At 70.9% G+C, this 13,396-nt stretch carries 13 protein-coding genes and 1 pseudogene; 8 read left to right on the top strand and 6 right to left on the bottom strand.

The features are described 5' to 3' along the window. The first annotated feature begins 7 nt into the window (after positions 1-7). Positions 8-877 (top strand): Rossmann-fold NAD(P)-binding domain-containing protein, encoded by an 870-nt coding sequence (locus ACFQVC_RS07270; RefSeq protein WP_381827776.1) that lies wholly within the window; start codon positions 8-10, stop codon positions 875-877. 127 nt (positions 878-1,004) lie between these two features. Further along, the gene (locus ACFQVC_RS07265) at positions 1,005-1,598 is read left to right on the top strand and encodes a TetR/AcrR family transcriptional regulator (RefSeq protein WP_381827774.1); all 594 of its coding nucleotides are present in this window, start codon (positions 1,005-1,007) and stop codon (positions 1,596-1,598) included. On the opposite strand, the gene ACFQVC_RS07260 is transcribed toward ACFQVC_RS07265, so the two are convergent. Next, entirely contained in the window at positions 1,595-2,119 is a 525-nt protein-coding gene (locus ACFQVC_RS07260; protein WP_381827772.1) for a DUF1203 domain-containing protein, read from the bottom strand. The genes ACFQVC_RS07265 and ACFQVC_RS07260 overlap by 4 nt on opposite strands. A gap of 102 nt (positions 2,120-2,221) precedes the next feature. Continuing rightward, entirely contained in the window at positions 2,222-2,887 is a 666-nt protein-coding gene (locus ACFQVC_RS07255) for a DNA alkylation repair protein (protein ID WP_381828297.1), read from the bottom strand. 166 nt (positions 2,888-3,053) lie between these two features. Here ACFQVC_RS07255 and ACFQVC_RS07250 point away from each other — a divergent pair. The 3 genes and pseudogenes from ACFQVC_RS07250 to ACFQVC_RS07240 all read left to right on the top strand — a co-directional run. After that, positions 3,054-3,503: pseudogene (locus ACFQVC_RS07250) on the top strand (AAC(3) family N-acetyltransferase); the annotation flags it as partial. 353 nt (positions 3,504-3,856) lie between these two features. Beyond that, positions 3,857-5,068, top strand: coding sequence for an AAA family ATPase (locus ACFQVC_RS07245; protein ID WP_381828295.1), 1,212 nt, complete (start codon positions 3,857-3,859; stop codon positions 5,066-5,068). Between the two features lie 78 nt (positions 5,069-5,146). Beyond that, a complete protein-coding gene (locus ACFQVC_RS07240; protein ID WP_381827769.1) occupies positions 5,147-6,814 on the top strand; it encodes a VWA domain-containing protein in 1,668 nt (555 codons plus the stop codon). A gap of 48 nt (positions 6,815-6,862) precedes the next feature. On the opposite strand, the gene ACFQVC_RS07235 is transcribed toward ACFQVC_RS07240, so the two are convergent. After that, positions 6,863-7,414, bottom strand: a complete 552-nt coding sequence (locus tag ACFQVC_RS07235) for a PadR family transcriptional regulator (RefSeq protein ID WP_381827767.1) — start codon at positions 7,412-7,414, stop codon at positions 6,863-6,865. Between the two features lie 152 nt (positions 7,415-7,566). On the opposite strand from ACFQVC_RS07235, the gene ACFQVC_RS07230 reads away from it, so the two are divergent. Then, positions 7,567-9,225: a carboxylesterase/lipase family protein gene (locus ACFQVC_RS07230; protein WP_381827765.1), complete on the top strand. Its 1,659-nt coding sequence runs from the start codon at positions 7,567-7,569 to the stop codon at positions 9,223-9,225. Here the strand turns inward: ACFQVC_RS07230 and ACFQVC_RS07225 are convergent. Beyond that, positions 9,222-9,653 (bottom strand): winged helix-turn-helix transcriptional regulator, encoded by a 432-nt coding sequence (locus tag ACFQVC_RS07225; RefSeq protein ID WP_381827763.1) that lies wholly within the window; start codon positions 9,651-9,653, stop codon positions 9,222-9,224. The two genes, ACFQVC_RS07230 and ACFQVC_RS07225, sit on opposite strands and share 4 nt — an antisense overlap. Before the next feature lie 165 nt (positions 9,654-9,818). Beyond that, a complete protein-coding gene (locus tag ACFQVC_RS07220) occupies positions 9,819-10,250 on the bottom strand; it encodes a VOC family protein (RefSeq protein WP_381828293.1) in 432 nt (143 codons plus the stop codon). A gap of 190 nt (positions 10,251-10,440) precedes the next feature. Here ACFQVC_RS07220 and ACFQVC_RS07215 point away from each other — a divergent pair, with 190 nt between their 5' ends. Together ACFQVC_RS07215 and ACFQVC_RS07210 are read left to right on the top strand one after the other, a co-directional pair. Next, on the top strand, positions 10,441-11,595 hold the full coding sequence (locus ACFQVC_RS07215; RefSeq protein WP_381827760.1) for a serine hydrolase domain-containing protein: 1,155 nt from the start codon (positions 10,441-10,443) through the stop codon (positions 11,593-11,595). A 59-nt stretch (positions 11,596-11,654) separates the two neighbouring features. Continuing rightward, positions 11,655-12,425 (top strand): MerR family transcriptional regulator, encoded by a 771-nt coding sequence (locus tag ACFQVC_RS07210; protein ID WP_381827758.1) that lies wholly within the window; start codon positions 11,655-11,657, stop codon positions 12,423-12,425. A gap of 83 nt (positions 12,426-12,508) precedes the next feature. Here ACFQVC_RS07210 and ACFQVC_RS07205 read toward each other — a convergent pair whose 3' ends face one another. Continuing rightward, on the bottom strand, positions 12,509-13,270 hold the full coding sequence (locus ACFQVC_RS07205; RefSeq protein WP_381827755.1) for an enoyl-CoA hydratase: 762 nt from the start codon (positions 13,268-13,270) through the stop codon (positions 12,509-12,511). Positions 13,271-13,396: the final 126 nt, after the last annotated feature.

Below are 13,396 nucleotides of genomic sequence, written 5' to 3'. Positions count from 1 at the left end.
TCCCGCTATGCCCACTGCCTCCGCCGACTCCGCTGCCTCCGCCGACTCCGCTACGACGCTCGTCATCGGGGCCACTGGGACCACCGGCAGCCGTGTCACCGCCGGGCTTGTCGCCGCGCACCATCGCGTCAGAGCAGCGAGCCGGCGCGCCACCCCGGTCGCGGGCGCGCAGGCGGTGGCTTTCGACTGGTACGAGCCGTCGGGCCACGACAGCGTCCTCGACGGCGTCGGCCGCGTCTACCTCGTCCCGCCCGTCGGCGCCTCCGACCCGGCCGCGGTCATGCTGCCCTTTCTGCGCCGAGCCCGCGCGGCGGGCGTGCACCGTGCGGTGCTGCTGAGTTCATCGGCGATCCCCGCAGGCGGTCCGGCGGTGGGCCAGGTTCACGAGGCGCTGCCCGGCATGTTCGGGCAGTGGGCGGTGCTGCGGCCGTCCTGGTTCCTGCAGAACTTCACCGGCGCCATGCCGCACGCGCGCAGCATCCGCGAGGACGGGGCCATCCTCACCGCCACCGGAGAGGGCCGTGTCGGGTTCATCGACGCGGCCGACATCGCCGCCGTCGCCGTAACCGCGCTGACCACCGAGCAGGCCCCGAACACCGACCTGATCCTCACCGGCCCGCAGGCCGTGAGCTACGGCGACGTCGCCGCGACCATCACCGAGGTCACGGGGCGGCGCGTGGAGCACCGGCACCTGACGTTCGAGCAGCTGCGGGACCGCTGGGCGGCCGAGCTCCCCCTCGACTTCGCCACCATGCTGGCCGGGATGGACCGTGCCATCGCCGAGGGAGCCGAGGACCGCACCACGGACACCGTCCGGCGGATCACCGGCCGCGCGCCGGGCACGCTCCGCGCGTTCGTCGAGCGGGAGTTGCGCTGAGCGGGAGTTGCGCTGAGCGGGAGTTGCGCTGAGAGAGACGAATTCGACGGAGCCTCGGCTGACCTGCAATTCTTCAGCGCACCGCGTACAACGCCACAACGCCACAGGTGACGATAGGAGGCCCCCCGTGGCCCAGCGCTCCGAGCGGGCGGACGCCCTGCGCAACCGGGAAGCCGTACTGACCGCCGCCGACGCCCTCTTCGCCGCCAGCAGCAGCCCGCACAGCGTGTCGATGGACGACATCGCCGCGGCCGCGGGAGTGGGCAAAGGCACGCTCTTCCGCCGCTTCGGCGACCGGGCCGGCCTGATCGGCGCCCTCATCTCCGCCCGCCTCGAACCGCTCCAACAGGCCGTGCGGAAAGCGCAGGAAGCAGAAGGGGCCTCGCCCCGGCAGCGGGTGAAGGATCTCCTCGACGCCTCGTTGCGGTTCAAAATCGAGAACCGGCATCTGATGGCCGCCGCGGAGGACGCCGGGGTCAGCAGCCCGTACCAGGCCGGGCACTACGGATGGTGGCACGAGACCCTCCGCGCGGAACTGGACCAGGTACCCGGCGTCCACGACGCGGCGTTCACCGCGCACGCGCTGCTGGCCGCCATCCGCGCCGACCTGGTGGTGTACCTGGTCGACGAACAGGAGACGGCACCCGAAGACCTGCGGTCCTCACTCGCGGCCCACGTCGACGCCTTGCTCGGCACCAGCGGCACCGGCGACGAGTCCTAGCCGATCGATCCAGAGGGGTCCGACCGTCGCACCTCGAAGTGGAAGCATCCGTACTCCAGTGCCCTGACCTGCACGAGCACCACGTCCGGGTCGCTGAACGCAGCGTCGAAGGCCGCATCGAAGCCGGCCGTGGCGTCGGCCGGAATCTCCAGCAGGCGGCCACCGGCGATACGGCCCCGGGCGTCATAGCGACGCACGGTGCGCAAGGCGCTCGGCCGGGCGAAGGGGTACGTCGCGCCGGGGGTGAACCCTCCGCAGTCATCGGCGTGGATGAAGACGGGACCCTGCTCGTCGTAGGCGCCCGGATCCACCCCCCTCGCGGCGGCCCAACGACGCAACGGGGCATACGAGACAAGGGCGATCCGCTCGCCGAGCGCGATGGGGCGCAGGCAGCAGCGCAGCGGCGAGCCCACGTCGTCGTGGGTCGCGATGTACGGGGCGCAAGGGCGGCCCGCGTCATCGGCAATCCGTAGTTGCCTGAGAACGGCCGCGTCAATGGGGAGCACGGTGTACCTGGTCATGTGCCCATGCTGGTTCGGCGCACGTGCGGGTGCTGGCGGTAAACGGACGTCACACTGCCGCATGCCCGCGCAGCCCGGGACGACGACCCCATCCACCGACGCTCAGGCCACGGTCTTGCCGTCCTGCCGGCGCACCATCTCGTTGATCCAGGTGGGTGCGAACGGGGACGTGCAGCCCGGGGACGTCGGGTAGTCCTTGAGCACTTGCAGGCGCTCACCGATGCCGATGGCACGGGCACGGTGCTCGGGGTGCTCGATCCCGATCTGGGCGAGGCAGTGGTTCATGGCCCACTGCAGGCGATCAGGGGCGTCCTTCATCTCCGCCTCGATGAGGTCGAGCAGCCCGGCCAGATCGAGGCCCTCGGGCTTCTTCGCCACGCGTTCCGTGGTCAGTGCCCAGCCGGCGCTCGCGACCACCGGATCCGGATCGGCACACCAGGCCACGCGCAGCTCTTCGGCGTGCGGGCTCTTCTTGACCACGTAGTTCACGAGCCAGTCGTGGACCTTGGGTGTGCGGGCCTCGCGCAGCATGACATCCAGCTCGTCACGGCCGAATGCCTTCGGGCGGCAGATCAGGAGCGCGAGGAGCCTCGCCGCGGTGTCCTCGGACTCCCAGAGCCGGACTGCGAGTTCCTGCTGTGTCTTCAGCCGCTTCGCGAGCGCGCGCAGCTTGCCGAGGTTCACCCCGTGATCGTCACCGTGCTTCTCGTTCACCGCGCGGACCTTGGGGTCCTCGAGCCCGGCAAGCTCGGCCATCACTTCAGTCATCACCTCGGCCGGCGCCCCGGCCGGTGTCGTCCCGGTCACCTCTGCCTCCTGTCCCTTGCCCCCTGTCCCTCATGCGGGATCAGCCTATGACGGCGACCGGCTTCCGGCCCTGCGCAGCGGGCTGTCACGGCCCGCTGTGGCACGCGCCACGAGTACGTTCCTCGCCATGGACGAACTGGCGTCACTCAGGCGGGCCGACGGCCCCGTCACCCGCAGCCGGCTCGTGCGGGACCTGACCGCGCTCGGTCTCACCGTCGGCGACATCGTCATGTTCCACACGCGGATGTCCGCGATCGGATACGTGGCGGGCGGCCCGCAGACCGTCATCGACGCCCTTCGCGAAGTCGTGGGCGTGCAGGGCACGTTGATGGTGACCTGCGGCTGGAACGACGCCCCGCCCTATGACTTCACCGACTGGCCGCACGCCTGGCAGGGCGCCCTGCGCGCCGAGCATCCGGCCTTCGACCCCGCGCTCAGTGAGGCGGACCACGGCAACGGCCGTCTCCCCGAGGCGTTGCGCCGTCGGCCGGGCGCCGTGCGCAGCCGTCATCCCGACGCGAGTTTCGCGGCACTCGGAGCGGCGGCCACGACACTGATGGCCGATCACTGCTGGGACGCCACGACCGCGGCCGCCACCTGTGCCTGGTGCTGGGTCAGCGACTGCTCCAGGACGAACGGAACGCCGAGCGCCGGCAGGCTCTGGAAGCACTGCTGAGTGAGGTGGAGCAGCGCTAGGTCCTCTTTCGCGGCCGTTGGGGCCGGCCGTCCTGTACCGGGCCGCGGGGCCGGAGGGCGGGTCGGCCGGCCTTGGCGTGACGACGTACTTTGGGCGCCAACGGGAGATCGGAGGATCGATGGGCATCGGGGCCCGCCCATGATCTTGCACCGGCAAAGGACCGTCTCATGGATACACAGCAAGCTCGGGACGTACAGGTAGATCAGGACGCAGCGGACGCACCGGACGTACCTATCGCGCAGGACGCGCAGGACACCGCCAAGCGGCTGCGGGCGATCACCGACGAGCTGTCGGACCGTTTCTACGAACGGGCCGACGTGGTGCGGACACTGGTCGTGACACTGCTCGCCGGCCGGCACTCGCTGGTGCTCGGCCCGCCCGGAACGGCCAAGTCCGAAATGGCCCGGGAGCTTACGAGCCGGTTCGAAGGAGCGTCGTACTGGGAGATCCTCCTGTCGAAGTTCACCGCGCCGACAAGGATGTTCGGCCCCATCGACGTCGCCGCACTGGCCCGGGGCGAGTACCGCCAGGTCTACGACGGCCGCGCCACGACCGCACATGTCGCGTTCATCGACGAGATATTCAAGTGCTCCACCGCGGCGCTGAACGAGACGCTCGGCTACCTCAACGAGCGGATCTACCACCCCGAGAGCGGCGGCGAGCCGATCCACTGCCCCCTGATCGGGGCGATCACGGCGAGCAACGAACTGCCCGGCGGCGAGGACACGGCCGCGATCTACGACCGGCTCCTGGTGCGGATCGAGGTCGGCTACCTCACGGACCCATCGAACTTCGCCGCCCTCGTCCGCTCCGCCGTCAGCCGCCCGGCGCCGCCGCCACGGACCACTCTCGAACTGGCCGCGCTGCAGTCCGCCGTGACCGAAGGAGTTCCCGCCGTGCACGTCCCCGACGCGATCGTGGACGCGGTGTGCGCGCTGCGGGCCGCCCTGCGACGCAAGGAACTCATCGCCTCCGACCGCCGCTGGCGGCAGGCCGTCGGACTGCTCCAGGCGTCCGCGTACCTCGACGGCCGTCCGGCGGTCGCCGAGACCGACCTGTCGGTGCTGACCCACGTGCTGTGGGACTCCCCCGCCCAGCGCCCGGCCGTCGAGCGCGAAGTGCTGCAACTGGTCAACCCCGACGCCAAGGAGGCGCTCGACCTGGCCGACGCCGTCGATGAGCTGGAGGCCCAGCTCGACGCCATGGCCGGGCAGTCCCGCGAGGCGCTGAGCGACTGGGTCATCAAGAAGGCTCACAACCAACTCGCCGTGGCGGGCAAGCGGCTGGAGAAACTGCGCGAGGAGGCGGTCGTCACCGGCCGTTCCACCGCCACCCTCGACCGCATCACCGCCCGCCAGCGCGCCGTCCGCGCCCGGGTTCTCACCGAGGCCCTCGGCCTGGACGCGAGCATGGTGCAGGCCCAGCTCCAGACACGAGGGCACTAGGCGGAGATCAGAGCGTGAGGGGATCAGGGCGGGAAGGGAGCAGGGCGGGAGGGGATCAGGACGGGAGGGGATCAGGGCGTGAGCGAGACACAGACCAAGCTCGACAAGCTGGCGAGCGGGGCCGGGCCGTGGCTGAGCGTGTCCGCCGCCGCTCCCGAGCTGCACACCGCGGCCGTCGTCGCGGACCGGTTCGACCGGCTCACCTGGCGCGACACCTACGAACAGTCGGCGGCTCTGCGCGAGCTGGCAGAGGAGCTGGCCGAGCGCGACAACCACGCCGCCGACCAGTCCGCTGACGGCACCGGCGACAGCACCGTCAGCCCCATGACCGACCTTCTGACCGACGCGTTCCTCGCCGCCTACAAGGTCGCCCCGCGCGTGCGGGAGCGTACGGAGATGGACCCCTCACGGCTGGTCAACCACCAGGCCATCACCGCGCTGTTGGCCGCACCGGAGTTCGCAGGCCTGCGCCGGGAGACGGCAGGCGACCCCTACGCCGCCGCCATGGCCGTACTCGCCCAGGCAGGCACCCTGCGCCGGATCCTTGAGCGCTCCCAGGAGGCCGGGGAACAGGCCGAGCGGGCGCGAAAGGCGAAGCAGGACGCCGAGGACGCGGCGAGCGCCGTCGTCGAGGCGCTCCGGCAGGCCGCTGACGCGGCCGACGAGGACGGCACCGTGCCGGATCCCGCCTCCGACGCCGTACGACAGGCGATCGAGGACGCGAAGGCCGCCGAGGCCACCGAGCAGCGGGCCGCCCAGGGCGTCGCGCAGTTCCTCGCGGCGGCGGCCCCCGGTATCCGGGCCGGCGCGCGCGACGCGGCAGCCAAGGCCGCCGACGCCGTGCGCGAGGAGGCCGCGCTGATGCGGGCCTGGGGCGTCGGTCCCGGCGAACTGGAGCGCATGCCGTTCGACCGGCGCGCCCAGCTCGCCGAGCGGCTGCGCACCGGCCGTCTCGCGCAGTGGGCCGAACTGATCGGCCGCTTCCGGCAGATGGCCGACGGTGAGCGCGCCCACAAGGTGGAGAACGCCACCGGGGAACTGGTCGGCGTCACGCTCGGCAACGACCTCTCGCGCGTCATCCCCTCCGAGCTCGCCAACCTCGGACTGCCCGAGCTGCGTGCGGTGTTCGCCGTGCGGTACGCCGCCGGGGAGCTGATGCTCTACGACAGCCAGGGCGAGCAGACCACCGGGCGGGGCGCTGTCATCGCGTGCGTGGACACCTCGCATTCCATGTACGAGGCGGGGCCGGGCGGCATCACCCGGGAGGCGTGGGCCAAGGCGTGCGCGCTAGCGCTCCTCGACCAGGCCCGCCATGCCGGACGCGACTTCGTCGGCATCCTCTTCTCCGCCCCCGGCAAGATCCAGGTATGCCGCTTCCCGGCCGGCGAGCCCGCCGGCATCGACCGGGTTGTCGACTTCGCGGAGACCTTCCTCGGCGGCGGGACCAGCTATCAGACGCCGCTGTCGGCGGCCGGCGAACTCCTGGAGCGGGAGTTCAACGACGCCTCCCGCATGCGCGGCGACATCGTGATAATCACCGATGACGACTGCGGCGTCAGCGAGGAGTGGCTGCGCGGCTGGAACGACGCCAAGCACCGGTTGGGCTTCCGGGTCTTCGGCGTGGTCATCGGCGCCCCGCGCGCCGCCGCAGCCGACTCGGTCCTGGAGGCACTGTGCGACAACCTCCGCTCCGTGGAGGACCTCACCGACGTGCACGCCGCCGCCGACCTCTTCCGCGTCATCTGACCCGGGAGCCCCCAGGCAGCCCCGGCGCCCCGGGAGCCTGAAGAGGAGTCATCCCGTCAGTTCCGCCAGCACCTCCTCCAGCCACCGCACATGGGCCTCAAGGGCATGCTCCTTGCAGCCGTGGACGTGGTCGAGGATGCGGTTCATCCGGGCCCGGTCCACGCCGGGCAGCCATGGCTCGTCACGGATCTCCCGCGCGCGGAAGCGTTCCGTCTGGGCGCGCCGGGCCGCCAACTCGGTGCGGATCAGGGCGATCTGCTGCTCTTGGGTGCCGAAGATCGCGAAGGTGTAGCGCATGAGGAACTCGGGGTCGCCGAAGTCGGGAGCCGGGGTGTAGGGCTCGGCGAGCCGGGTGTGCAGCTCGCTCAGGCCCGCGTCGGTCGCGCGGTAGACCTTGGAGTCGGGGCGGCCCTCGTTGCGCTCCACCGTGTGGTCCACCCAGCCGTCGGCGGACATACGGGCCAGGGTGCGGTAGATCTGGCTGTGCTGATGCGGCAGCCGCACCATGCGGCTCATCTCGCTCTCCAGCCATCGCTTCAGGTCGTAGCCCGTGCAGGGGCGCATCGCCACGAAACCGAGCAGCACATGCTCGAACTTCATCTCTGTCCTGCCATCTCGTTCGGCCGTCTGGTCCGGCTGTCTGGTCCGGCCGTCTCGTTGTGCACGGCCCACGCCTATGACACTAGTCACCTATGGCACCGAGCACCTATGCTCGCTCCGCCCACATGGGCACCCTGCCATCAGGAGTCCTCATGATTCTCCCCGCGAGACTTCTCCCCCCGAGACTTCTCCTCCCGAGCCTTCGGCGCCGAGCACGCAGGCTCGGGCCGACGCTCGCCCTCGCCGCCGCGTCACTCGCCCTCGCCGCCCCCTCACTCCCCCCGCAGCCCGCCCACGCCGCGCCGCAAGAGCGGCCGACCCTGGTCCGCACGGCGGACGGCTGGGTCCGTGGCGAGCGCACCGACGAGGGCCGCCAGTTCCTCGGCATCCCCTACGCGCAGCCCCCGACGGGCCAGTTGCGCTGGCGCCCGCCGCGCCCCGCCGCCGCCTGGGACGGCGTACGGGAGGCGACCGCCTACGGCAACGACTGTGCGCAGAACACCTACTGGGCCCCGGGCCACGAGAAGCAGCGCACCACCGAGGGCTGTCTCGACGTCAACGTCTTCACCCCGGCCGCAGCTCACCGGACGTCGCGACTGCCGGTCATGGTGTGGATCCACGGCGGCGCGAACATCGGCGGCGCAGCGCGCGACATCCTGCCCGACACCTTCGCCCGCAGGACCGGCACCGTCGTCGTCACCCTCAACTACCGCCTGGGCGCCTCGGGTTTCCTCACCCTGCCCGGCACCACGGGCAACTTCGCGCTGCTCGACCAGCAGCAGGCACTGCGCTGGGTGCAGAACAACATCGGCCGCTTCGGCGGCGACCGGCACCGGGTCACCCTCGCGGGCGAGTCGGCCGGCGGCGGCGCCGTCTGCAGCCAGCTCGCCGCACCGGGCAGTCACGGCCTGTACCGGGCGGCCATCATCCAGAGCGGCGCCTTCGGCGACTGCGCGGGCCGGCCGCGCGACCGGGCCGAGGCTGCAGGCCTCGCCTTCGCCAAGAAGCTGGGCTGCACACAGCCCTCGACTGCCGCCGCCTGCCTGCGTTCCCGGCCCATCAAGGAGGTCCTGGACGCCCAGGAGGGCACCGGTGCCTCGGACTGGACGTACACCACCGGCACCCAGGCCCTGCCCGAGCCGCCCGCGGACGCCTTCGCCGCCGGCCGTGCCGCGCGGGTGCCCGTCATGAACGGTGCCAACAGCCACGAGGGCTTGGTCTTCGCGTACGACTCCTTCGACCGCTGGGGCCGCCCGCTGACCAAGGACGCCTATCCCGGTGCCCTGACCTCCGCCTTCGGTGAACACACCGGCGCCAAGGCCCTCAAGCGCTACCCGTCCGGCACCTACGAACGGCCCGGCTATGCCTACGCCGCCGCCTTCGGCGACCAGCTCTTCGCCTGCCCGGCACTGCGCGTGGACGCCGCCCTGGCGCGGCGCGGCCAGGTGTACGCGTACGAGTTCGCCGACCGCAGCTCGCCACTGTTCGCGTCACTGCCGCAGAACGCCGACTTCGACTTCGGCGCCACGCACGCCGCCGAGCTGAACTACCTGTTCAAGCCCTACGGCCGCGCCGCCGCCTTCGACGCCGGACAAAAGGCCCTGTCGGCCCAGATGACCGCGTACTGGGGTTCGTTCCTGCACGGCTCACCGCCCGGCGCACCCGGCCAGCGAGACATGCCCGAGCAGAGCCGCGAGCCGGGCCACGTACTGCAGCTGCGCACGACGTCAGCGGGCGGCACCACCACGACGCCCCACCTCGCCCAGGCCCACCACTGCGACCTGTGGGACGACGCGTCGGCTACGCCCTAACCCTTGCCGGTGCCGTCGGCCGCCGCCGCGCTCGCGAGGTTGGCGCGCTCGATCTCGGCCATGTGTTTCTCGGCCCAGACGCGAAGCGCGGCGAGCGGTTCCTCCAGGGTGAGGCCGAGTGCGGTCAGGCGGTAATGCACCCGCGGCGGCACCGCCGTCGCCTCCACCCGACGCGCGACCAGACCGTCGCGCACCAGGCTCTGCAGCGTCGTGGACAGCATCTTCTGTGAGACACCGGGCATCCGGCGCCGCAGCTCGGCGAAGCGGACCTCGGCCGGATCGGACTCCGCGAGGACCTTCACGGTCATCGACGTCCACTTCGTGCCGATGCGGTCGAGGAGGCGACGGGTCGGACAGTCGGGGTCGAACAGGTCACCCCGCAGCGCATCCGTCGTCTCCCGCGCCGCGGGGCCCTGAGGGGTGTTCACCTCGTCCTCACCACCTGTCGTGAGCGTGCGTCATCGGCACTGCCTCGGGAGTCACCTCGCCCTGCCTGGTCACCAATGGTTACCACAGGAGGCATACGCTTCTGCTGGCAATCCGTCAGCACCGGGCGTGCCGCCTGCCGCCCCGGGCCGCCCCCCCCCCGGCATTCAGGGGGCGAACACCTGGGTGTCGTCGGCGAACGCCTTGAACTCCAGGGCGTTGCCCGCCGGATCGAGCAGGAACATCGTCCACTGCTCGCCGCTCTGCCCCTCGAAGCGCACATACGGCTCGATCACGAACTCCGTCCCCGCCTCGCGCAGCCGGTCGGCGAGCCGGTGGAACGACGGGACCGCCAGGATCAGACCGAAGTGCGGTACCGGGACGTCATGGCCGTCGACCGGGTTGTGTATGCGCGGCGTGCGCTCGGGTGCGAGGTGGGTGACGAACTGATGGCCCTGCAGATTCCAGTCGATCCAGGTGTCCGCGCTGCGGCCCTGCTCCAGGCCGAGCACATCACCGTAGAACCGGCGGGCGGCGGCCAGGTCGTCGACCGGCATGGCCAGGTGGAACCGCGGGATCGGGGAGTCGAGAACGCTCATGGCGCTGCCTGCCTTCCTGCTTCTTCGCATGCTTCGGCTTCTCGGGTTCATCGAACTCTTCGGATTCTCGTCGTACTCGTCACCCAACGACTGTGACCCAGAACACAGTTGAGGTTGCGCTTAGGTCAGGGTGAACGCTCCTCGTATCGGCCCGGCACCGGACCGGGCACAACAGACCGAGGAGAGCGATATGTCCGCCACCGTTTCCACCACGACCACCACCGTTTCTCACCAGACGCACGACCGCCCGGAGCTCCAGAAGACGATCGAGGAGCTCGTCGAGACCGGTTTCGTCGGCATCCAGCTCCGGGTGAACGACGAGCGCGGCGAGTGGGTCGGCAGCGCCGGGGCCCGCGAGCTGGGGCAGAGCGGCAAGGCACTGGCCGACGGGCACTTCCGTATCGGCAGCACCACCAAGAACTTCATCGCCACCTCGCTGCTCCTGCTGGCGGCCGAGGGCAGGATCGGCCTGGACACCCCGGCCGGTGACCACCTGCACTGGTTCGGCCTCGACCCACGGATCACCGTACGGATGCTGCTGCAGCACACCAGCGGGATCTTCAACCACACCGGTGAGGTCAACGCGGACGGGACCCTTGAGCTGGGGGTCTCCATGCCCTACGGACCCGAGGGGAAAGCGTGGCCGGCCAACCGGTTCAAGACCTATCAGCCGGAGGAACTGGTACGCCTTTCGCTGTCCAGGCCGGCGCGGTTCGAGCCGGGGACGGACTGGAGCTACGCCAACACCAACTACGTACTCGCCCGCCTGGTGATCGAGAAGGTCACCGGCCGCTCGTTCGCCGAGGAGCTGCAGCGGCTGATCCTGGGACCGCTGGGGATGACCGGCACCGTGGCGCCGGGTGCCTCGCCGGAGATCCCGGAGCCGTACAACCACAGCTACTACCGCTACGAGGACGCCGGTCAGGAGAAGACGCTCGACATCAGCCGGCAGAACCCCTCCTGGGCTGCGGCCGGTGGTGACATGATCTCGACGACTCAGGATCTGCACACCTACTTCTCCGCGCTGATGGGCGGCAAGCTCCTGCCGGACGGGCTGCTTGCCGAGATGCGCACACCGGAAACGAAGGCCGGCTACGGCCTGGGGGTCTTCGTGCAGGACTTGGGCCCGGGCGGCGGCACCGTCTTCCACCACAACGGCGCCATGGGGGGTTCGGTGGCGCTGATGTACAGCACCGCCGACGGCAGCAAGACCCTGACCGCCGGACTGACCTGTGTGGACGACGCCGAGCTGTCCATCGGGGCAGCGTTCCAGAGCGCACAGGAAAGGCTCCTGGGTCAGGTCTTCGGCGGCGGGCAGACCGATGCGACCCAGCCGGCGGGCTGAACACCCGTGACCCGTACGCCCCGTGGCCACCGGAGCCGAGCACAAGGCAGGCTGAGCTGATGATGCACGGAGTCACGATCGGGCAGGCGGCGGCCTTCGTGGGCGTCACGGTGAAGACGGTGCGGCACTACCACAAGCTCGGCCTCGTCGCGGAGCCGGAGCGTGACAGCTCCGGCTACCGGCGGTACGGGTCGGAGACCCTGCTGCGCCTTGTGCAGGCCCGCACGCTGGCCGCCGCCGGGGTGCCGCTGGCCGAGATCGAGCCCCTGCTCGACGCCGACGCCGCGCAGTTCGCCACCGCGCTCGCCGACGTCGAGCGACAACTGACCGACCGTATCGAGGAGTTGACCGCGCGGCGGGACACACTGCACCGGCTCGCCGACGGCAATCGCGCTCTGCTGCCCGATCGTGCCGTGGCGCTCCTTGAGCGGATGGCCGACCTCGGCTTCCCCGCGGACGAGGTGGCGGCCACCAGGGAGGGCTGGGTACTGGCCAAGGCCCTGGTCCCGGAGGGCTTCGACGACTACCTCGGCGATGTCGAGCTCGCCCTCGAAGACCCCCGGGGCGTCGCCCTGATCAAGCGCGGCATCGAAGCCGCGTCCTGGGAGCCGGACGACCCGCGCATCGAGGAGCTCGCCACCGCCATGGCCGACCACTATCTCGCCAACCCCGCACAACTGAAGATCGTGACCGGCCTGCAGGCCCGCACCGAGGCCGCGACCCGCTACAAGATGATCGCCCACCACGGCGAGGAACCGGGATCGGCCGTGGCCCGCATGGCCGCGCTGATCGAGGCCAAGCTCCGCGCCGCCGGCATCCGTATCCCCTGACCTGATCCCCTGACCTGATCCCCTGAGCTGATCAACTGAGCTGATCCCCTGACCTGGTCCCCGTGACCTGTGCGCCCGACCCGTCAGCCACTGATCCGGCGCTGGAAGGCGAGGAGGCGCTCGCGGGTGCTCGGCAGGGTGAAGGACCACATCTGTTCACGGGTCTCCTCCCGCAGGACGTCCTCGTGACCGCGTCCGTCGCCCGCGGTGCGCAGGGTCTGCTTGGTGCGGCGCACGAGTTCGGGCTCCACGCCGTGCACACCCGCCGCCAGGGCGTGCGCGGCGGGCAGCAGCTCCTCGTCGGGTACGCAGCGCAACGCCAGGCCCGCGGCGGCCGCCGCCGCCCCGTCGAGCCGCTCGCCGAACAGCACCATGGCGGCGGCCCTCTGCGGCCCGACCAGGCGCTCCAGCATCCAGGTGTGCCCGCCCCCGGGATGCAGCCCGATCTTCAAGAAGCGGGTGTCGAACCAGGCCGAGGCCGCGGCCAGACGTACATCACAGGCCAGCGCGAGATTCAGACCGGCCCCGACCGCGGGCCCGTTGACCGCGGCGATGGTCGGCAGCGGCGAGCGCGCCACCCGCAGGAACCCGTCGTAGACCCGCCGCACTCCGGAGGCGTCGTCGCCCGCGGCGGCCAGGAGGTCCGCCAGATCGGCCCCGGCACAAAAGGCCTTGCCCGCTCCGGTGATGACCACAGCGGTCACATCGGATTCGGCCTCCAAGTGGTCGAAGGCATCGACGATACGGTCCACGAGCGCGCCGGAGATGACATTGCGCCGGCCGGGATCGTTCAGGGTCAGGGTGGCGGTGCCCTGCTCCACCGACATCTCCAGGAGATCACTCACGGCGTCCTGCCTTCCTCGCTGCGTCCCACGGACTCGTGATTCTCGCCCTGCGCGAGGCGGGGTGACCAGCGACTTCCTGGAGACATTCGCCACGGGGCGAGCTGCAGCCCGGTCACACGGCAGGGC

This window comes from Streptomyces monticola, assembly GCF_042665355.1.
In the GTDB taxonomy this organism is placed as follows: domain Bacteria; phylum Actinomycetota; class Actinomycetes; order Streptomycetales; family Streptomycetaceae; genus Streptomyces; species Streptomyces monticola.
This window is presented reverse-complemented; position numbering and strand designations above follow the sequence as displayed.